At 40.3% G+C, this 21217-nt stretch carries 14 protein-coding genes; 6 read left to right on the plus strand and 8 right to left on the minus strand.

Annotated features, from left to right (window positions below; genetic code table 11):
• Positions 1-67: 67 nt before the first annotated feature.
• The gene (locus CGC57_RS00100) at positions 68-2203 is read right to left on the minus strand and encodes a S46 family peptidase (RefSeq protein WP_095897483.1); all 2136 of its coding nucleotides are present in this window, start codon (positions 2201-2203) and stop codon (positions 68-70) included.
• A 67-nt stretch (positions 2204-2270) separates the two neighbouring features.
• On the opposite strand from CGC57_RS00100, the gene CGC57_RS12945 reads away from it, so the two are divergent.
• A complete protein-coding gene (locus CGC57_RS12945; RefSeq protein WP_232034004.1) occupies positions 2271-2600 on the plus strand; it encodes a hypothetical protein in 330 nt (109 codons plus the stop codon).
• A 41-nt stretch (positions 2601-2641) separates the two neighbouring features.
• The gene (gldA, locus tag CGC57_RS00110) at positions 2642-3541 is read left to right on the plus strand and encodes a gliding motility-associated ABC transporter ATP-binding subunit GldA (protein ID WP_095897484.1); all 900 of its coding nucleotides are present in this window, start codon (positions 2642-2644) and stop codon (positions 3539-3541) included.
• A gap of 27 nt (positions 3542-3568) precedes the next feature.
• Here the strand turns inward: gldA and CGC57_RS00115 are convergent, their stop codons facing one another.
• Positions 3569-5158, minus strand: coding sequence for a peptide chain release factor 3 (locus CGC57_RS00115; RefSeq protein WP_095897485.1), 1590 nt, complete (start codon positions 5156-5158; stop codon positions 3569-3571).
• A 176-nt stretch (positions 5159-5334) separates the two neighbouring features.
• On the opposite strand from CGC57_RS00115, the gene CGC57_RS00120 reads away from it, so the two are divergent.
• The 4 genes from CGC57_RS00120 to CGC57_RS00135 all read left to right on the plus strand — a co-directional run bounded on the left by CGC57_RS00120 (position 5335) and on the right by CGC57_RS00135 (position 11155).
• On the plus strand, positions 5335-5793 hold the full coding sequence (locus CGC57_RS00120) for a hypothetical protein (RefSeq protein WP_095897486.1): 459 nt from the start codon (positions 5335-5337) through the stop codon (positions 5791-5793).
• A 121-nt stretch (positions 5794-5914) separates the two neighbouring features.
• Positions 5915-7360, plus strand: coding sequence for an SWIM zinc finger family protein (locus CGC57_RS00125; RefSeq protein WP_095897487.1), 1446 nt, complete (start codon positions 5915-5917; stop codon positions 7358-7360).
• A gap of 123 nt (positions 7361-7483) precedes the next feature.
• Positions 7484-9313 (plus strand): HEAT repeat domain-containing protein, encoded by a 1830-nt coding sequence (locus CGC57_RS00130; RefSeq protein ID WP_095897488.1) that lies wholly within the window; start codon positions 7484-7486, stop codon positions 9311-9313.
• A 9-nt stretch (positions 9314-9322) separates the two neighbouring features.
• Entirely contained in the window at positions 9323-11155 is a 1833-nt protein-coding gene (locus CGC57_RS00135) for a HEAT repeat domain-containing protein (RefSeq protein ID WP_095897489.1), read from the plus strand.
• Between the two features lie 31 nt (positions 11156-11186).
• Here the strand turns inward: CGC57_RS00135 and uvrA are convergent, their stop codons facing one another.
• The 6 genes from uvrA to ettA all read right to left on the minus strand — a co-directional run bounded on the left by uvrA (position 11187) and on the right by ettA (position 21209).
• Positions 11187-14024, minus strand: a complete 2838-nt coding sequence (uvrA, locus tag CGC57_RS00140; RefSeq protein ID WP_095897490.1) for an excinuclease ABC subunit UvrA — start codon at positions 14022-14024, stop codon at positions 11187-11189.
• 87 nt (positions 14025-14111) lie between these two features.
• On the minus strand, positions 14112-14396 hold the full coding sequence (locus CGC57_RS00145) for an immunity 17 family protein (protein WP_095897491.1): 285 nt from the start codon (positions 14394-14396) through the stop codon (positions 14112-14114).
• A gap of 148 nt (positions 14397-14544) precedes the next feature.
• Positions 14545-17877: a transcription-repair coupling factor gene (gene mfd / locus CGC57_RS00150; protein WP_095897492.1), complete on the minus strand. Its 3333-nt coding sequence runs from the start codon at positions 17875-17877 to the stop codon at positions 14545-14547.
• Positions 17878-17893: 16 nt separating this feature from the next.
• Positions 17894-18796: a NifU family protein gene (locus CGC57_RS00155; protein WP_095897493.1), complete on the minus strand. Its 903-nt coding sequence runs from the start codon at positions 18794-18796 to the stop codon at positions 17894-17896.
• A gap of 1 nt (position 18797) precedes the next feature.
• Positions 18798-19439: a ribonuclease H1 domain-containing protein gene (locus tag CGC57_RS00160; protein ID WP_095897494.1), complete on the minus strand. Its 642-nt coding sequence runs from the start codon at positions 19437-19439 to the stop codon at positions 18798-18800.
• Between the two features lie 78 nt (positions 19440-19517).
• The gene (gene ettA / locus CGC57_RS00165) at positions 19518-21209 is read right to left on the minus strand and encodes an energy-dependent translational throttle protein EttA (RefSeq protein ID WP_095897495.1); all 1692 of its coding nucleotides are present in this window, start codon (positions 21207-21209) and stop codon (positions 19518-19520) included.
• Positions 21210-21217 lie beyond the last annotated feature (8 nt).

Genomic DNA, 21217 nt, shown 5'->3' on the forward strand with positions numbered 1-21217 from the left:
CAGGGATCAGGTGTCAGGGGATAGGGTAATCCCTATCCTCTAACTCCTAATTTCTAATTTTTACTCTTTATTGTACTGTTTCAATTTCGTTGATGATGTTTTTAGCATTGGCATAAATATCAATTACCCAAAGTACATAGCGGATATCGACATTGATGGTGCGCTGTAGTTGTTTATCAAAAATTACATCGCCAGCCATTGCTTCGATATTACCATCGAAAGCGAGACCTATGAGTTCTCCTTTGCCATTCATCACAGGTGATCCAGAGTTACCACCTGTAATGTCGTTGTTGGTAAGGAAGTTTACGTGCATAGAGCCATCTTTGTCTATATATCTACCAAACTCTTTCTTTTTATAAAGGTCGAGCATACGTTGAGACATATCGAACTCAGGGTCGCCTTTTTTGTATTTAGCCATTAAAGATTTGAAAGTGGTATAGTAGTTCTTTTTTACATCGGGGTTGCGTTTATCGGCACCCAACGGACTTACTGTACCATAGGTAAGGCGCAAGGTGGAATTAGCATCAGGATACAAGATTGTGCTAATTTTAGAATCGCGCATTCCTTTTACAAACTTGCGGTAGGCTTTGGCATAGCTATCTTCTAAGTCTATAATCTCTTGAGAAGGTGAACGGAAGTCTTCAACAAGGGCTTCAGCGAGTTGCAACAAAGGGTCTTTTAAGAGTTCTTCTACATCGCGTTGTGTATTAGCTTGTAAGGCTTCTTTACTGCGGTAAATGCTACCTGCTAAGAGTTCATTGACATACTTGAGGAAGTTACCTTTGTATTTTGTTTTAACATCTTTTAGCAAAGCAGGTACATTATTCCCCTTGTTGGCATAGAGTTGCAACATATCAGCAAGGATTTCTTTTTCGACATTAACATTTATCTTATCGTAATTAGCAAGGATGTTGTCAATTCTGTTTTGCAAGTCGGTTTCGGGCATACCACCACGTTGGGCCGCAGCAATAGTGTTGATGTATAGGGAAGGCATTTTGATAAAGAAAGAAGCGCGGGACAAGATACTCACATAGTTCTCATCGGCAGAGCGCAAGTTTGTCTTTTCAAAATATTTAGCCAAAGTGTTGAGCACTTCGCCGTATTCGGCTTTATTTTCGGTTTTGTTAGCCCATTTTCCAAAAATAGCTTCGGTTTTGCGTTTTTCAGCGGCTGTTTTATGGGCTGTAAGGGCATCAATCATACCTTGGCGGTTTTTCCAATAGTTGGCTAATTGAGAGTATAAAGAGGCGTATTGCAAGCGTACGGCATCGTCTTTATCCATATAGCGTTTCATTGCATCCATTGCTGTTTTAGAGGCTTCGACCCAAGCAGGATAAGCATATTTTACTTTTTGATCTACCCAATAAGAGCTTTCCCAACGGTTGGTGCGTCCAGGGTATCCCATAATCATCGCAAAGTCCTTATCTTGTACGCCTTTGAGGCTCACTTTAAGGTAACGTTTGGCTTTAAGAGGAATGTTGTTAGGAGAATAGTCGGCGGCATTTCCATCTTTATCAGTGTATACACGGAAGAGAGAGAAGTCACCTGTTTGGCGAGGCCATTCCCAGTTGTCGGTATCACCACCGAATTTTCCGATGTTTTCAGGAGGGGTACCTACGAGGCGTACATCTTTGAAGTCTTGATATACAAAGTAATAATATTCATTGCCTTGGAAGAATGAACGCACAGAGACTACATATTTACCACCTTCGCTGTTTTCTTTTTGTATTTTAGACATTTCTTGGTTGAGAGCGGCTTCGCGTTCTTTTTCGCTCATTGAGGGGGTAACAGCAGCCAACATACGATCGGTTACATTGTCCATACGCACAAAGAAACGGACGAATGATTGTTTAGGGGAGAGTTCTTCGGCGTGAGAACGCGCCCAAAATCCGTTCTTTAAGTGGTTGCTTTCGGGAGTAGAAAGCTGGGCAATATTGCCATAACCACAGTGGTGGTTAGTGAGTACCAATCCATCTTTGGAGATGATACTCGCTGTACAACCTCCATTAAATTGTACGATAGCATCTTTGAGACTGTTGTTATTGATGCTATAAATTTCTTGTGCAGTGAGTTGTAATCCTAACTTCTGCATATCTCTTTGGTTGAGACGTTCGATGAACATCAAAAACCACATTCCTTCATCAGCTCTTGCTACGGGAGTGAGCAACAAGAAAGCTAATATTACAAGTGTTATTTTCTTCATAAAAAAGTGATATAATGATTTATTAGGGGGCAAAGGTACAAAATAATTAACAATTAACAATTGACAATTGACAATTAATATGGGAGCGGTGGGAGGTGTGGGAGTGGTGGGAGGTGTGGGAGTGGTGGGAGGTGTGGGAGTGGTGGGAGGTGTGGGAGTGGTGGGAGGTGTGGGAGTGGTGGGAGGTGTGGGAGCAGAGGGAGTGATGGGAGCAGAGGGAGTGATGGGAGCAGAGGGAGTGATGGGAGCAGAGGGAGTGATGGGAGCAGAGGGAGTGATGGGAGCAGAGGGAGTGATGGGAGCAGAGGGAGTGATGGGGGTAGAGGGAGTGATGGGAGCAGTGGGAGTGATGGGAGTGATGGGAGGAATTAAAATATATTTAGAAATAATTTGTTAGAATAGAGAAATATTGTACTTTTGAGCCCAAAATAAAAAGAAATGTCAGTAACAGTCAATCAATTAACAAAGATATATGGACAGCAAACGGCTGTGAATTCTATCAGTTTTGAACTTAGAAAGGGAGAAATTACCGGTTTTTTAGGTCCTAATGGAGCGGGGAAATCAACGACGATGAAGATGATCACGGGGGCTTTGATGCCTACCAGTGGTTCGGTTACTATTAACGGTATTGATATACTTCAGCATCCTATTGAGGCACAGAAGACTATTGGCTATTTGCCTGAGCATAATCCTCTGTATACCGAAATGTATGTGAGAGAATATTTGCGCTTCACCGCTGACTTATATTCCAACGTGCCTAAGAGTAGGGTGGAGGAGGTGATTGCCCTTACGGGACTCACACCAGAGAGCAATAAGAAGATAGAGGCACTCTCAAAAGGTTATCGACAACGTGTGGGACTTGCTTCAGCTCTTATTCACGATCCTGAGATACTGATTCTCGATGAGCCGACAACAGGACTCGACCCAAATCAGTTGGTTGAGATACGCCATATCATTAAGCAGCTTGGCAAAGAGAAGACAGTTTTGCTTTCGTCGCATATTATGCAGGAAATTCAGGCGGTTGCCGATAGGGTAATCGTACTGCACCAAGGCAATATAGTGCTTGATAAGAAAATGAGTGAGCTGCAAGGCAAGGAACAAGTGATAGAAGTAGCGTTCGATTTCCGTGTAGAGGAACGTCTTTTACGCGCTTTGCCAAATGTGTCGGCAGCGCAGAATGTATATGATTTCTTATATCAAATCACCTTTGACACTGAGGAAGATATGCGCCCTGTTGTGTTTGACTTTGCTAAGGAGAACGGATTGAAAATCCTCCAAATCAACCATAAACATAGAGACTTGGAGGAAACGTTTATTCAGGTAACAGGGGGTAGGTAATAGGTGTCAGGGGACAGGTGTCAGGGGTTAGTACTCGGATGTGAAGTGTAGCTTCAGGTTCGGGTATTTTTGTTTTACCATCTCAATAGAGAATGCGGAGTCGGCGAGGAAGACTAATTGGTTCTGTTTGTCGCGTGCTAAGAACTTCTGTTTTACACGTAGGAAATCGAGATATTCGGGGTCTTTAGGGTTTTCGGGCGCTTCTACCCAGCAGGCTTTGTAGATAGGGAAGTTTTCATAACTACACTTCGCTCCGTATTCGTGTTCCAATCGGTATTGAATGACCTCATATTGAAGTGCTCCTACCGTTCCGATGACCTTGCGACCATTGAAATCTAATTTGAATAGCTGCGCGACCCCTTCGTCCATTAGCTGGTCGATGCCCTTTTCTAATTGTTTGGATTTCAGTGGATCGGCGTTATTGATGTAACGGAAATGTTCAGGAGAGAAACTCGGTATTCCCTTGAAGTGTAGCATTTCGCCTTCGGTGAGTGTATCTCCGATTTTAAAATTCCCTGTGTCGTGCAAGCCTACAATATCCCCTGCATAAGATATATCCACTACTTCTTTTTTTTCGGCAAAGAAAGCATTCGGGCTGGAGAACTTCAGCTTCTTGCCAAGGCGTGTGTGCAAATAGGGTTTATTGCGTTCAAAAGTGCCTGAAACAATCTTCACGAATGCTAAACGATCGCGGTGGTTAGGGTCCATATTGGCGTGAATCTTGAAGACGAAACCTGTGAAGGAAGGTTCATTGGGGTTTACGATGCGTTCTTCGCTGGCTTTGGGACGTGGTGAAGGGGCGATTTCGACAAAGCAATCGAGTAACTCACGTACGCCAAAATTGTTGAGTGCCGAGCCAAAGAAAACGGGTTGCTGTTCTCCATTGAGGTAGGCTTCACGGTCGAATTTTGGGTATACTTCATATACTAATTCCAAGTCGGAACGGAGGTTTGCCGCAGAACGTTCGGATATTATCCTCTCTAATTCAGGGCTATTGATGTCGTTGAAGGCGATAGTTTCTTCTATATTCTTTCGGCTGTCGCCAGAAAATAGGTTGATATTCTTCTCCCAAATGTTATAAATTCCTTTGAAATCATAGCCTATTCCGATGGGAAAACTCAGCGGTGTTACCTTTAAGCCGAGTTTTTGTTCCACTTCATCTAAGAGGTCGAAGGCGTCTTTCCCTTCACGGTCTAACTTGTTGATGAAGACAATCATAGGGATGTTACGCATACGGCATACTTCGACGAGCTTTTCGGTTTGCTCTTCTACCCCTTTGGCGACATCGATGACTACGATGACACTATCGACGGCGGTGAGAGTGCGGAAGGTGTCTTCGGCGAAATCCTTGTGACCAGGGGTGTCTAAGATGTTTATTTTATGTTCTTTGTAATTGAAAGCGAGTACTGAAGTGGCAACGGAAATTCCGCGTTGGCGTTCAATTTCCATAAAGTCGGAGGTAGCTCCTTTTTTTATTTTATTTGATTTTACGGCGCCGGCTTCTTGTATAGCCCCTCCGAAGAGTAGAAGTTTTTCGGTGAGGGTGGTTTTTCCGGCATCGGGGTGAGATATAATGCCAAAGGTACGGCGCTTTTGTATTTCTTGTTTTAAAGACATAGTGTTTATTTGTCAATTTGTATATTAGCTGATTTGTAAATTGGGGGCAAAGGTACAAAATATTTATAAATAGAAAATAAGAAAAAGAGTGAATTTATTGTTAATTTAAAGGTAAAATTTTGTAATTGAAGATTTTATTATATTTTTGTGCACTTTTTTAAGTAATAAGTTACATTATGAATAAAGTAAAGATTTTATTATTACTATGTATTGGTGGTCTTTTTGGCTGTCAATGGTTTGGTAGTCAGGAGGCTAAGAGAGCTGTAGCTACTGTTGATTCACTTGTTGTGAAAGATACTTCGGCTTATATCAGTTTAGAAGAAGCTGAGAATAGAGTGCTTGCTTTGCCTTTGGCTAAACGAGTGGCTAAGTATATAGAGACGATTTCGGAGGGGAAGAGGGGTATTAGTTATTTTTCGGATGCTGCTACTATTGACGGTGAAGAGTTTTATGAGATAAGGATAGGGTATGATAGTTCTATTCGGTTTGAAACGTATTATATTCTTTATGTAAACAGGAACAATGGCGATGATATTCGGATTATAGAGCCTGTTTCGGGGGATATTATTCCTATTTCAGCCTTTAAGGACGATAAGAAATATGATGAAGTACCTGAAGAGCATAGAGCTTTATAGGAAGAATCACACTTTGGATGGTTGATTGATATTAGATAGAGTTCAAAAGAGTAATACTTGCTTTTTAGATTGTTTTTAGTATCTTTGCGCTTTAAAGTATATAAAAATCACAATATAAAATATGATAGAAGTAACGCAACAGAAGATTGAAGAGCTTGCCCCCAATGCTGAGGCGGCTAAAAAAGGACGTGAGTTGGTGAAGAAAAACAAATTCAGCAACTTAAAAATTAACGCAGAAAAGAACCTTATATGGGGTGAATGCGCAGGGAGTGGGAAGAATCCTTACTACTGCTCTGCCGATTATGTAGACCCTAATAACCCTGTATTCCGCTGTAACTGTCCGAGTAGACAGTTTCCGTGTAAACACTCTGTGGGTTTGCTTTACTGTTTTGAGGCGAATGCAGGTCAGTTTACCGAAGGAGAAGTACCTGAGGACATTCTCTCTAAACGTGAGAAGATAGAGAAGAAGCAAGAGAAGAAAGCCCAAGAAAAGGAATCTATCAAAGAGAAAGCCGAGAAACCTAAGAAGGTGAATAAGGCGGCTTTCACTAAGAAGGTTGATGCCCAGCTCATAGGTATTGAAACTGCCCAAAAGCTGCTACGCGATATGGTGAATACAGGGCTCTCATCAGTGGATGCTAAAATGCGTGCGACCCTCAAAACACAGATAAAAGACTTAGGAAACTACTACATAGGCGGTATTCAAACGGCTTTCAACAATTTGTTGCTTTCTATTGAGGAGGTAAAGAATGAGGAATATACTGCGGTGGTAGACAACTTAAACTATCTTTCGGCTTTGCTTAAAAAAGCTACTGACTACCTCAAGGCGCGCAAAGAAGACCCAGAAGGGACTCCTGAACTGTCTTCAGCAATTGAAGAGCAAATAGGCTATGTGTGGAAACTTGTTGAGTTGATGCAGTATGGGCAATATGAAGAGAATGCTTCTTTGGTGCAATTGTCATTCAATAGTTATGACAATGAGGCACGCAAAGAGTATGTAGATGAGGGTGTATGGCTGAACCTCAAAACGGGTAAAATCTATAAAACATTAAACTATCGTCCTTATAAAGCTGCCAAGTATATTAAAGAAGATAATAGTGTGTTCAGCGTGTTGCAACTAAAAGACCTTTACATCTATCCTGGGGATACCAATCCGCGTATTCGTTGGGAGGCTGATGGAGCTTCAGAGCGTCCGCTATCACAAGCTGACCTTGCAACAGTGAAAGGTTTTGCTTCGGGGCAATTTGCTGAGACGATAAAGAATGTAAAGAATACTATTAAGAATCCACTAATGGATAAACACCCTGTAGTGCTTTTGGCGTTGCACAAGGCTTATAGAGTAGGGGAGGACTTGGTAGTAGAAGATGCTAATGGCTTTGCTATCACCCTAAGAGATATTGAGGAAGGCGCTGTATCACCAACGGGCAATCTGAAGTCGTTTTTGCCAGCAAATGCCGAGGGGCTTTCCCTTGTGGTAATGATGCACAACGATGTAGCCAGCGGATTGCTATCAGCGCAACCACTTTCACTTATCACAGCAGAGAAAGTAATTAGACTACTATACTAATAGATAGCTAAAAAGCCCCCGTTCCCTCGAAGAGGGACAATCCGCAAAAGCAAGTATTTATTAGCGAATAATTATTTTAATGCGGATTTTGGGTTAATTGTTAATTATCAATTGTCAATTATTATGAAGCCTTTATACGATTTACAACAAGAACTGAACCGCTTGTTTATAGCGGGAAGTAAGTTTGCTAAGAACGACCCACGCCTACAGAAGCACATTCCTATACTGAAAAAGTTAGGCGAAAAAGCTCCTGTTTTCAATAAATTAGCTCAAGAAGTAGAAGCTTTGCTACAAGTAGAGAGCACACAAGCTACCGAAAAACTATTGGGTGTTTCTACTTTGCTCTATTCAGTGCTCTATACTCAAGGTGTTACTTTAGAGGCAGAGGCTACAAAAGAAAGCCAAGTTCCTACGATACAATTGGCAGATGTGAATACTACCTATTCCTATTTACAGCTGAAACCTGTACTACAAGCCCTTACCCAAAGCAACTCAGGACGTTTGGAAATATTGCAAGATGCCTTTGAACGCAAGGTATTTGACGATTCACGTACTTATGGATATTTGAGTTATGCTTTGGCTGACAAGTATTCAGAACTTACTTATTACGTTGAAAATACTATCATTCCTGCTTGTGGGAAAGCGATGATACCTTTCCTCATTGCCGACTTCCGTTTAGAAGACAAAAATGAGAATGTACGCCGATTGCGTTTGTTACACCAATTAGGATATGCAGAAATAGGTACCTTAGTAGACAAAATATTTAGTGAAAATCTCCTCAATCTGCAAGCAGAAGCTATTGATATTATAGCAGACAAGAAAGATGAACAAACTGAAGCATTTATCATCAGTTTGACGGGTGATAAGAACAAAGCAGTACGAGGAGCAGCATATAGCGCCTTAGCAAAACTCGGTACGCAACGCAGTATTGATAAGCTTTACGAATTGTACAACACTAATAAGCAGAAAGGCAATGCAGAGCTCTTGGCAGAAGCTATCGCCAAAGTAGCTGTTCCTGAGTATTTCCTGCCATTTGTGGAGAAAATTCAAGAGCGTTATCAGCAGTTATTAACCATAGATGATTCAGATGAGAAAGCGCTTAGTGCAGCTTTTGAACGCTTTGTTATTGATATAGATATTTTAGCAAATAAGGATTGTGAGGGAGTATATGCACTCTTTGCGGAGATGTTGCAGAACAAAGAGTTTAATGCACGACGCAAGAAAGTGTTCAAGAATACGTATGACTCTACCACTAACAATATAATGGGGGTATTAAATACCTTGAACAGCGATAAAGTACTCGCCTTTTATGATACCCATAAGCAACTTCTCACCTATACCAATGGCTATAGCGATATGTGGATTAACTATTTCTATAGTGCTTTCAAGAATGAGCACTACAGCAAAGAAAAACTCTTTGAGGTATTCAGTTCTCAATTGGGAAAATCAGCTGCTACGGATAATATTTTAGAGGCTTTTAGCGGTATTGCAGGAGCTTATGCTTATAATGCTCGCAAAGAATCGGAAGTGAGAGTAGATAGGTTAGATCCTCGCTGGGTAGACACTTTCTATTCTTTCATCAATAGTCTTAAGAAGCTCAACAACAATTATACCTATAGAGCACTCTTTGTACTTGATGCTTTAGAAGGAACAAGCCAAAGATTAGATGATTTGTTATTGAAAGCTCTGTCTCAATCGTATTCAGATGATATGATATGGTTGTTCCACTTGGTATTAAAGCGCAATTTGCCTAATAAGTTTGAGGTGATTTATCATACCTTAGAGAGAGTAAAAGCAGGTAATTCTTATTACTATCTTTACTATCTTTCTAATGCAGATTTCTGGAATCAGTTTCCTAAGGAATATGTAGAGAAGTTTAGAGCTTTAGCAAAGAAGAACAAGCTAAATGTATTTGAAGATATAGCAGATGAGATTGAGAAATCAGTTAAATAGCAGATTAAAATGAAACCCTTATACGATTTACAACAAGAACTGAATCGCTTGTTTATAGCGGGAAGTAAGTTTGCGAAGAATGATCCACGCTTGCAGAAGCACGTTCCTATACTGAAAAAGTTAGGTGAAAAAGCTCCTGTATTCAATAAGTTAGCCCAAGAAGTAGAATCTTTGCTACAAGTAGAAAGTACACAAGCTGCCGAAAAGTTATTGAATGTTGCTACTTTGCTCTATTCAGTACTCTACACTCAAGGTGTTACTGTAGAGGCTGAAGCCCAAAAGAGCGAGCAGGTTCCCACTATCGCTTTGGCAGATGTGAATACTACTTATTCCTATTTACAGCTGAAACCCGTGTTACAAGCTCTTACTGAGAGCAAGTCGGGACGCTTGGAGGTGCTTAAAGATGCTTTTGAACGCAAACTGTTTGACGATTCGCGGACTTATGGTTACTTGAGTTATGTTTTAGCAGATAAATACACTGAACTTGCCGATTATGTAGAGGAAACTATTATCCCCGCTTGTGGGAAAGCAATGCTCCCCTTTCTTTTATCAGACTTTCGTTTGGAAGACAAAACAGAACACGTACGCCGATTGCGTTTGCTACACCAATTAGGTTATGAAGGAATAGATGCTTTGGTAGATAAAATATTTGCTGAAAATCTGCCTAACTTACAAGCTGAAGCCGTCATTATACTTTCAGACAAGAAAGATGAAAAGACAGAAGACTTTATAATCAGTTTGGCAAGTGATAAGAATAAAGTGGTACGAGGAGCAGCTTATAAAGCGTTAGCCAAACTCGGTACGCAACGCAGTATTGACAAACTTTACGAATTGTACAGCAATAACAAACAGAAAGGAAATGCGGAACTCTTAGCAAATGCTATTGCTACAGTTCCGCTACCCTCGCACTATCAGTCGTTTGTTCAAAAAGTGCGTGAATACTTTGAAGCGTTACTTGCAATGGATGACTCTGACGAGAAAGCAGTAGTAGCAGCTTTTGAACGTTTGCCTATAGAGTTGGAAGTGTTAAAATACAAAGATTACCCTGAGACTTATGCACTTTTGGGAGAAATGTTTGGTAATAAACTCTTCAATGTGATGGCTAAGAAGCGTTCACTTACTAATTATCATATTATACCACGCCTTGTAGATGTATTAGATACATTTAAACAAGAGAAAATCATATCTTTTTATGAGCAATACACTGATACATTAGTACATAGTGATTGGGCATATCCTCTTTTTACTGATTATTTTTATCGTATTCTTAACGGAGAAGTCGAATATAGCAAAGAGAAAATCTATGAGATTTTTGCTCCTCAATTTGGAAAAGTACTTGCTCATTATGATGCTATAGAAGGATTAGCAGGGACTAAAGGGGGATATGCCGTAGGTTTTTTCTTTAAAAAATTACGTCCTATTACACCTGATAAAATAGACTCACGTTGGGCTGATTTATTCTATAATTATCTGTTAAGTCTTAAGAAATGCGATGATAATTACAGTTTAGAAGCTCTTAAAGTTCTTTCTAATTTAGAAGAAAATAGTTCTCGCCTTAACAAACTTATTTTGGAAATACTTCCTAAAGCATCTATTTATAAGAAAGAAATTCTGTACTACTTTATTGCGAAAAGCAATATACCTAACAAGTTTGAAGTGCTATATGAGTCGATAGCAAAGATACCTAAAGGATACCACTATTATTATAATAACATAATAGAAGATGAAAACTTTTGGAAGTCTTTTCCTAAAGAATACGCTAAGAAGTTCCGCGAATTATACGAAAAAACAAAGAACGATTTGTTTGAAAATATAGCAGATCAAATAGAAAAATCTTTATAAAGAAGAGGCGTGCTTTAACAGCACGCCCTTTTTATTTTAGGTACTCGGCAGTGAAACTCTTCTTGTTTTTAGCCACTTCTTCAGGAGTACCAAAAGCTATTACTTCGCCACCTGCTTTACCCCCATCGTGCCCTATATCTATGATATAATCTACTTTTCTGATAACATCAAGGTTGTGCTCTATCACCAGAACAGTATTGCCCTTATCTACTAAACGGTCGAGTACTTCGAGGAGTACTTTCACATCTTCGAAATGGAGTCCTGTGGTGGGTTCATCTAATATATAAAAAGTATTGCCCGTGTCTATTTTAGAAAGTTCAGTGGCTAACTTCACCCGTTGGGCTTCTCCTCCTGAAAGGGTAGTAGATTGTTGCCCTAAAGTGATGTAGCCTAAACCAACCTCTTCAATAGTTTTTAGTTTGCGGTATATTTTAGGGATAGGTTCAAAGAATTTTACTGCTTCACTTATGGTCATATCCAGCACATCGGCAATAGATTTCCCTTTGTATCGCACTTCAAGCGTCTCGCGGTTAAAACGTTTTCCTTTACAAGTTTCGCAAGGCACATAGACATCAGGGAGGAAGTTCATTTCAATCACCTTTAAACCTGAGCCTTCGCAGGTTTCACATCTACCGCCTTTCACGTTGAAACTAAATCTACCTGGTTTGTAGCCACGTATTTGCGCTTCGGGTACTTGGGTGAAAAGGTTGCGTATCTCACTGAAAACACCTGTGTAGGTAGCAGGATTTGAACGAGGTGTGCGCCCAATAGGTGATTGGTCGATATCGATTACCTTATCAATATGTTCTAAGCCTTCAATACTTTTGTAAGGCATCGGTTTTTTTACGCCATTAAAGAAGTGAGCGTTTAAGATAGGATACAGAGTCTCGTTAATAAGCGTTGATTTACCACTTCCCGATACACCTGTTACCCCTATCATTACCCCTAAAGGAAATTTTACGGTTACGTTCTTTAGATTGTTACCTGTACAGCCTTTTAGGATAATTTCCTTGCCATTGCCTTTGCGCCTTTGGGTAGGTATTTCAATTCGTTTTCTCCCACTCATATAGTCGGCGGTGATGGTATTTGCTTTTAGCAACTCTTTAGGCGTTCCTTGAAAGATAATATCCCCTCCATTTACGCCTGCTTTAGGTCCTATATCCACTACATAATCGGCTTCTTGTATCATTTCTTCATCGTGTTCTACCACAATTACTGAGTTGCCAATATCTCTGAGCGATTTCAGCGAGTTGATAAGCCTTTTGTTATCTCGCTGATGCAAACCAATGCTAGGTTCATCGAGTATATAGAGTACCCCTGTGAGTTGAGAGCCTATCTGCGTTGCCAGTCTGATACGCTGAGCTTCTCCTCCAGACAACGATTTAGAACTTCTGTTAAGAGCTAAATAAGTAAGCCCTACATCTATGAGGAATTGGAGTCGGGTGATGATCTCTTTGATAATTTCTTCTGCAATTTTGCGCTGTTTGGTAGAGAGATGCTCAGGTAGAGATTTGAACCACGCCAATAAATCTGTAATATCTAAGGCAGATAGTTCAGCTATATTTTTATCAGCTATTTTAAAGTAAAGCGCCTCTTTGCGCAAGCGAGTTCCGTGACATTCCTCGCAAGGAATAGTATCCATAAACTCTTCAGCCCAGCGCTTGATAGCTGCCATATCGGCATTTTCGTGCTGGCTTTTGATAAAGTTGATGATACCTTCAAAATCAATTTCAAAATTGCGCGTAATGCCTAATACATCCGATTTGATAGCGTATTTATCTTTACCACCATAGAGAATAATATCCATCGCTTCTTTAGGAAGTGCCTCAATAGGGTCGGAGAGTTTATGACCGAACTTTTGTACAATGAGCTCTAATTGTTTGAATATCCAAGTGTTCTTTTGCTCTCCTACTGCTGTAATCCCGCCGTTCTTGATAGAGATAGAAGGATCAGGGATAATCTTGGAGAGGTTGATTTCTTGTACTTCACCCAACCCATTGCAGTGCGGGCACATTCCTTTAGGAGAATTGAATGAGAAGGTATTAGGTTCAGGAAGAGGATATGAAATGCCTGAAGAAGGACACATCAAATGTCGGCTGAAATAGTGAGCTTTTTTTTGGTCGTGTTCTAAAACCATTAGCACATCGTTGCCGTAGTTCATTGCAATTTTGATACTTTCTTGTAGGCGTTTTTGGGTGTCGTCAGTATCATCAATTTGCATACGGTCGATCACGATTTCAATATCGTGAGTTTTGTAACGATCGAGCTTCATACTCTTTTCGATATCACGAATTTCGCCATCGGTACGCACCTTTACAAATCCTTGTTTGGCAATCTGCTCAAAGAGCTCGCGGTAGTGTCCTTTTCTCGATTGTACCACAGGAGCTAATAGGTTAATGCGTTTGCCATTGTATTCTTTGGTGATAAGTTCCTGAATTTGGTTATCAGTATAACTTACCATTTTTTCGCCTGTTGCATAGCTATAAGCATCAGAAGCACGGGCAAATAGCAGGCGCAAGAAATCGTAGATTTCGGTGATAGTACCCACTGTAGAGCGTGGTGATTTGGAGGTAGTTTTCTGTTCGATAGCAATCACAGGCGATAGTCCGTCGATTTTATCTACATCGGGGCGTTCTAATCCCCCGAGAAACTGACGAGCATAAGCCGAAAAAGTCTCGATATAACGGCGTTGTCCTTCGGCATAAATAGTATCGAATGCTAATGAGGACTTACCACTACCAGAAAGCCCAGTGAAGACAACAAGTTTTTCGCGGGGAATGGAAAGGTCTATATTTTTGAGGTTATGCACCCTTGCGCCTTGAACTTCAAGGTTTTCTACAGGGGTGATATTTGTAGTTTTCTTCTTCATTTTGAAATGATAATATTATCAAGGGGCAAAAGTACGGAAAAAAAATGGGATAAAGTGTTTTAAGATAGTTTTGAGTTAACATAAAAATTAAGTACCTCCATAAGTAAAGGCTATATAAGAAAAATAAATTCCTATAATTATAAAGAAAACACCTGTAATAAAACCAATAACACGTGCCATATCACGACCTAAATAACGGCTTATTTGCCCCATAGTCCAATTGTTTTGGTAATGTTTATCAGGTTCGTATAGCCAATCCCAGTTTTTTAGAGCACCTATGATGAGGCAAATACCAAAAGCAGCGAGCAAAAGAGCTACAATACCACCAAATGTAATAGGGTTTTTACCTACCCAATTTTTAAATGTTTCCATAGTGTTTAATATTATAGACAAATAAAAATAATAAACTTATTTTTAGAGGGCGATTGGCAAATCGCTCCTATAATATGCCCAAAAAGCGGATGATTATCAATGTGTAAACTTTGCCAAAGTCTGAAACTTAGGCAAAGTGTAACGATACTTATGCTTCTATCATTTGCATAACTTTTAGAGCTTGGTATACACTGTTGATGTTTTCAAAAATAAGCAATAGACGCAAGCCGTTGCGGGTTTCTTTCTCTTGCATACGACACTTATCGGGGTAGCGTTGTACAAAGAACAGTAGCTTTTGGAAGCGCGCACTTTGATAGAACGGACTATTTTGGTCGGCAATGAAATAGCCAGTCATTTTTCCGTTTTTCATAACAAGTTTCTCAATTCCCATACGGGTAGCCAACCATTTTACACGTACACTATTGAGCAAGTCAATAGCTTGAGGGGGTAACTTGCCAAAACGGTCGATAAGGTTGCGTTCATAGACTTGTAAGGCTTCCTCATTGGGCAGATTACTCAGTTCGTTATAAAGGTTGAGTCGTTCGGCTACTCTATTGACATAAGTATCAGGGAAGAGCAGTTCAAAGTCAGTATCTATTTGAGTATCGGTGAGGTAAGTTTTGTCTTCTTCGGCGGTGTGGTATAGTTCAGAGAATTCATTTTCTTTGAGTTCTGTTATGGCTTCTTGTAGTATCTTTTGGTAGGTGTCAAAGCCTATTTCATTGATAAAACCACTTTGCTCTCCCCCCAAGAGGTCGCCAGCCCCTCTAATCTCTAAATCTTTCATAGCGATATTGAGTCCGCTTCCTAAATCGGAGAACTGAGCTATCGCTTCAATACGCTTGCGGGCATCGTCGCTCATCGCTATCAGAGGAGGCGTGATGAAGTAGCAAAAAGCCTTTTTATTACTTCTACCTACGCGACCGCGCATTTGGTGTAAATCGGATAAGCCAAAATTATGCGCATTGTTGATGAAGATAGTGTTGGCATTAGGAACATCTAAACCACTTTCAATAATGGTGGTAGCAACCAATACATCATACCTTCCTTCCATAAAGGCGAGCATTGTCTCTTCTAATTTCTTTCCGTCCATTTGTCCGTGACCAATGGCGATACGAGCATCAGGGAGCAATCGCTGAATCATTCCAGCCACCTCTTGAATATTTTCAACCCTATTGTGCATAAAGAATACTTGTCCGCCACGCTGAATTTCATATCGAATGCCATCGCGTATTACCTCTTCATTGAAAGGCACTACTTGTGAATCAATAGGGTAGCGGTTAGGAGGAGGGGTATTGATAACTGATAGGTCACGAGCTGCCATCAAACTGAATTGTAGTGTGCGTGGGATAGGCGTAGCGGTGAGCGTAAGTACATCGAGGTTTTCTTTGAGGGTTTTAAGCTTATCTTTCACACCTACACCAAACTTTTGCTCTTCATCAACAATCAGTAATCCTAAATCTTTATAAGTAACCTTTTCGCCTACTATTTGATGTGTACCGATGATAATATCTAACTGACCTTTTGCCAGTTCTTCTAAAATGATTTTCTTTTCCTTGGCTGTGCGGAATCGGTTGAGATAATCGATGCGCACAGGGAAGTCTTTCATACGCTGGCTAAATGTTTGAAAGTGTTGGAAAGCTAGCACTGTAGTAGGAACGAGTACAGCTACTTGTTTGCCATTATCGACAGCTTTGAAGGCAGCGCGAATGGCTACTTCAGTTTTCCCAAATCCTACATCACCACACACCAATCTATCCATAGGTTTAGAGCTTTCCATATCAGCTTTTACTTCAGCAGTAGCCTTGCTTTGATCGGGGGTATCTTCGTAGAGGAATGAGGCTTCGAGCTCGTTCTGCATATAGCTATCATGCGCAAAAGCAAACCCTTGAGCTTCTTTTCGTTTGGCATATAACTGAATCAGGTTGAAAGCAATTTCTTTTACACGAGCCTTGGTTTTCTGTTTGAGGGCTTTCCACGCTCCTGAACCTAATTTATAAATCTTAGGAGGTTTACCATCTTTTCCGTTATATTTAGTAATCTTATGTAGCGCGTGAATGCTAACGAATAACACATCACGATCTCCATAAATCAGTTTGATAGCCTCTTGTTGTTTGCCTTCTACTTCAATCTTTTGTAAGCCAACGAACTTACCAATACCGTGGTCTATATGTGTAACATAATCGCCTACCTCTAATTGCATCAGTTCTTTAAGTGTAATGGCTTGTTTTTTGGCATAACCATTTTTTAGCTGAAATTTATAGTAGCGCTCAAAGATTTGATGATCGGTGAATACATTGTATTTTAATTCAGTATCTACAAAGCCAGCGTGTAGCGATAATTGTACCGTTTGGTAAGGTACTTTTTGTTCCATTTCCTCAAAAATATCTTGAAATCGCTTGGCTTGTTGTTCACTTCCGCAGAGGATATAGTTTTGAAATCCTTCCTCGTGTTTGTTGTTGAAGTAACTAATAAGGAGTTCAAACTGTTTGTTAAAAGAAGGTTGCGGGGTGGTATGAAAAGAGAACTCCTTTTTGTTTTTAGAAGCGGGAGTTGTAGCATTGATGTTTACTTGTTGGAATCTCTGGATTTGTTTTAATAAATCTGTTGCTTGACAATAGAGTTCCTCTGGAGGGGTACGTTTTACTTCATTGGGGAGTTTTTGATAAATATCGGTAGCTTTAGCAAAGAGTTTCTCAATCTTGGCATCAAAAAATCCCATATCCTTACCAATGAATAGCGTCTGCTCACTGATATACTCCAAGAATGACTGTCGTATCTCATCACTTTCTTTGTTTTCTACATTAGGGATAATTGTAATTTTTGATAGTTGAGCAGTAGATAACTGACTTTCTACATCAAATGTACGGATACTATCAACTTCGTTTCCAAAGAATTCAATGCGATAAGGTTCATTATTTGAAAAAGAAAATACATCTACAATCCCACCACGTACCGAGAACTCACCAGGTTCGGTAACAAAATCAGTGCGGTTGAAATGGTAGCTGAAAAGCACTTCATTGAGAAAATCAATAGTGAGTGAGTCTCCTTTTTGGATTTTTAGCGTATTTTTTTCTAATTGCTTTCGCGTGATGACCTTTTCGAAAAGAGCTTCGGGGTAGGAGACTATGAGCAATGGTTTTGTACTATGACTCAATTGGTTGAGGACTTCAGCACGCAATAACACATTGGCATTATCGGTATCTTCAATTTGATAAGGTCGACGATAGCTATCAGGAAAGAAAAGTACCTGTTGTTCTCCTACTAAGGTTTCTAAATCATTGAGTATGTAGGCACTTTCTTCTTTATCGGGTAGCAGTACTAATAGAGGTCTATGGACTGTATTGAACAAGTTAGCTATTACTATTGACAAAGAAGCCCCTGCCAATCCCGTAACCTCTGCATTTTCTTTTGTTTGTAGGTGTTTTAATAGGGATTGATAGGTGCTGTTTTTAGTAAATTGTTGTAGGAATGATTTCACAGTAAATTATAAAATATTAAAGTAGTGCTTCAACGTTGATAAGCGGATTGTTTAACTTGTCTTTCAAAATAACTTCAATGCCTTTTTTTAAGGTTTGAGTAGATGACGGACAGCCACTGCAAGCCCCTTGTAAGAGTACTTCGACGTGATGAGTGTCGCGGTTGTAAGAAATAAATTGTATATTTCCTCCATCGGATGCTACAGCGGGTTTTACATATTGTTCTATGATAGCCACGATTTGTTGTGATATTTCATCGGTAGTAACCATAGAGAGCAAGCGCGCTTGAGCTTCTTCTTGTCGTCTTTTTATCTCAGCAGGGTTGATGATAGGGCGACCTTCACTTAGGTATTTACGGATATAATCGCGCAAGTCGCCAGCTATCATTTCCCATTCTTCCATACCTTTTTTGGTGAGTGATATATAATTATCATCAAAAAAAACTTCTTCAATAAATGGAAAACGCGTTAAGAGAGTTGCTGCCATAGGTGCCTCTGTGGCTTCTTCTATTGATTTATACTCTATTACAGTAGGTACCAAACGCTTGTTGGCGACGAACTTCATCACGGTGGGGTTGGGGGTTGTTTCAGTATATACAGTAATAGCTTCCCCTATAGGTTTTCCAGCTTCTCCTAATAATATATCTTTACCCGATTGTAAATACACTAATACTTGCTGAGCAACCTCTTCCTGCACTTCTTTCCATTCAACAATGGGAAAGCGTTTCAAAGCAATGAAATTACTCGAAATATAAACAGTTTTTACAAAGGGCAAATAAAAGAGCTCCTTAGCTAAAGGAGCGTTTTTAGCTTCATCTATGTTTTTAAACTCATAACTCCCTTTTACCAAAGGTCTGTTAGCTTCGAGTTTGATGATGTCGGGGTTAGCAGTAGGTTGTATTTTCAGGGTAAGGTCTGTCATTTTATTTGTCTTTACGTCCGAAATCGGCAGGATTTTCGCCCCACGCTTGGGTTTCCCATTTAAAAATAGGGTTAGGATAAGTATTGTTGTGTAACCATTGTTCAGCACGGGCTATCAGTTCAAATATTTTTTCGTTATGAGAGGTGCGTGGCACTTTAGTTTTGCACACCTTTTGGCGCACCCAGCTCATCGCTATTTTGCTATCAGAATAGACCGGTAAGCTGAGGTTGCGTTGCTTCATAAAGGCTAAAGCGTGTACGATAGCTAAAAACTCCCCTATGTTGTTCGTGCCGTCTTTTATTGGTGCAATTCTGAATATTTCGGCTTGAGTTTCGGTATCTACCCCTCGGTATTCCATAATTCCAGGGTTACCACTGCAAGCAGCATCAACAGCTATAGAAGGCAATATGGGGGAACCTATACGCTCTAATTCTAAGGGGGATAGGGTAGGAGAGGAGGCTACTTTCTTGCCTTTGTATTGCTCAAAGCTCTCATTGAAGGCTTTTTCAGCCATTGCCTGACTCTCAAAACTCTTAAATTTAGCATACGGATAGCCTTCAACGGCTTTTTTGCACTTATCCCACGAGCTAAAGATACCCGTTTTGTGTCCTTCCCACACTACATAGTACTTCTTTTTTGGCATTTTATAGGAAGAATATTAAGACTAAAAGAACCATTACGATGGCAATTACTCCGATAATAATATTGTTATCACTTTCTTTCATCGTACCAATTTTTTGTATTTAATCCTTGTAGGCGTAACTTCTTTGCCAAGGCGTTTTTTCTTGTTCTCTTCATATTCTGAGAAACTGCCTTCAAAGAAATAGACTTGTGAGTCACCTTCAAAAGCTAAAATATGGGTGCATATACGATCTAAGAACCAACGATCGTGTGAGATTACTACTGCACAGCCTGCAAAGTTCTCTAAACCTTCTTCTAGGGCGCGGAGTGTATTCACATCCAAATCATTAGTAGGCTCGTCCAACAGCAATACGTTACCTTCTTCTTTTAGGGTCATCGCAAGGTGCAAGCGATTGCGTTCACCCCCTGAGAGAGTAGCTACTTTCTTGTTCTGCTCACTACCACCAAAGTTAAAACGACTCAAGTAAGCACGAGAGTTTACCTGTCTGCCACCCATCATTATAAGGTCTTGTCCTCCTGAGAAGTTCTCCCAAATAGATTTTTCAGGGTCTATCTGTTTGTGAGTTTGGTCTACATAAGCAATTTTTACGGTTTCGCCTACCAAAAACTCACCGCTATCAGGTCTTTCTTCCCCCATAATCATACGGAAAATAGTAGATTTACCTGCTCCGTTAGGTCCTATCACTCCTACAATACCCGCTTGAGGCAATACAAAGTTGAGGTCGTCATATAATAATTTATCACCAAAGGCTTTGGCTACGTGGCGTGCCTCAATTACATTAGTACCCAAACGAGGTCCGTTAGGGATGTATATTTCAAGCTTTTCTTCTAATTGTTTTTGATCTTCATTTAGTAACCGATCATAGTTCTGCAAACGCGCCTTTTGTTTTGCTTGTCGTCCTTTTGCTCCTTGTCGCACCCATTCTAACTCGCGCTCCAACACCTTTTGGCGTTTGCTTTCGGTTTTCTGTTCTTGGGCAAGGCGTTTGGCTTTTTGGTCAAGCCAAGAAGAGTAGTTTCCTTTCCACGGAATCCCTTCTCCACGGTCGAGCTCCAATATCCAGCCTGCTACATTATCCAAGAAATAACGGTCGTGGGTTACGGCTATCACGGTTCCGGCGTACTGTTGTAGGTGCTGCTCTAACCACAATACCGATTCGGCATCTAAGTGGTTAGTAGGCTCGTCTAAAAGGAGTACATCGGGTTGTTGCAAGAGCAGGCGACACAAGGCTACACGGCGGCGTTCCCCTCCCGAAAGCACTTTGATAGGTGTATCGGGTTCGGGCGTGCGTAGGGCTTCCATAGCTACTTCCAGCTGGTTATCGAGTTCCCAAGCGTTCAAGGCATCTATTTTATCTTGTAACTCTGCTTGTTTATCCATCAACTTCTGCATCTTATCGGGGTCGGAATAGTTTTCTTCCAAGCCGAAAAGGTCGTTGATATGGTTAAATTCATCGAGTAGTTTAACGGTTTCGGCTACGCCTTCGCGTACTACCTCTATCACGGTTTTCTCATCATCAAGGTGAGGTTCTTGTTCCAAATACCCTACAGTGTAATTAGGAGCGAAAACCACTTCACCCTGATAGTTTTTATCAATTCCTGCTATAATTTTTAGTAAAGAAGACTTACCAGAGCCATTGAGACCTAAAATACCTATTTTAGCTCCATAAAAGAAACTCAAGTAGATGTCTTTTAGTACTTGTTTATTAGTAGATGAATAGGTTTTACTTACCTTATTCATCGAGAAAATAATCTTTTTATCGTCTGCCATAATGTAAT

The sequence above is a fragment of the Capnocytophaga sputigena genome (genome assembly GCF_002302495.1).
GTDB lineage: Bacteria > Bacteroidota > Bacteroidia > Flavobacteriales > Flavobacteriaceae > Capnocytophaga > Capnocytophaga sputigena.

Bases quoted from the DNA above. Each gene is read 5' to 3' on its own strand.
- CGC57_RS00100 (WP_095897483.1), bottom strand. From the start codon at position 2,203: ATGAAGAAAATAACACTTGTAATATTAGCTTTCTTGTTGCTCACTCCC.
- gldA (WP_095897484.1), top strand. From the start codon at position 2,642: ATGTCAGTAACAGTCAATCAATTAACAAAGATATATGGACAGCAAACG.
- CGC57_RS00115 (WP_095897485.1), bottom strand. From the start codon at position 5,158: ATGTCTTTAAAACAAGAAATACAAAAGCGCCGTACCTTTGGCATTATA.
- CGC57_RS00120 (WP_095897486.1), top strand. From the start codon at position 5,335: ATGAATAAAGTAAAGATTTTATTATTACTATGTATTGGTGGTCTTTTT.
- CGC57_RS00125 (WP_095897487.1), top strand. From the start codon at position 5,915: ATGATAGAAGTAACGCAACAGAAGATTGAAGAGCTTGCCCCCAATGCT.
- CGC57_RS00130 (WP_095897488.1), top strand. From the start codon at position 7,484: ATGAAGCCTTTATACGATTTACAACAAGAACTGAACCGCTTGTTTATA.
- CGC57_RS00135 (WP_095897489.1), top strand. From the start codon at position 9,323: ATGAAACCCTTATACGATTTACAACAAGAACTGAATCGCTTGTTTATA.
- uvrA (WP_095897490.1), bottom strand. From the start codon at position 14,024: ATGAAGAAGAAAACTACAAATATCACCCCTGTAGAAAACCTTGAAGTT.
- CGC57_RS00145 (WP_095897491.1), bottom strand. From the start codon at position 14,396: ATGGAAACATTTAAAAATTGGGTAGGTAAAAACCCTATTACATTTGGT.
- CGC57_RS00155 (WP_095897493.1), bottom strand. From the start codon at position 18,796: ATGACAGACCTTACCCTGAAAATACAACCTACTGCTAACCCCGACATC.
- CGC57_RS00160 (WP_095897494.1), bottom strand. From the start codon at position 19,439: ATGCCAAAAAAGAAGTACTATGTAGTGTGGGAAGGACACAAAACGGGT.
- ettA (WP_095897495.1), bottom strand. From the start codon at position 21,209: ATGGCAGACGATAAAAAGATTATTTTCTCGATGAATAAGGTAAGTAAA.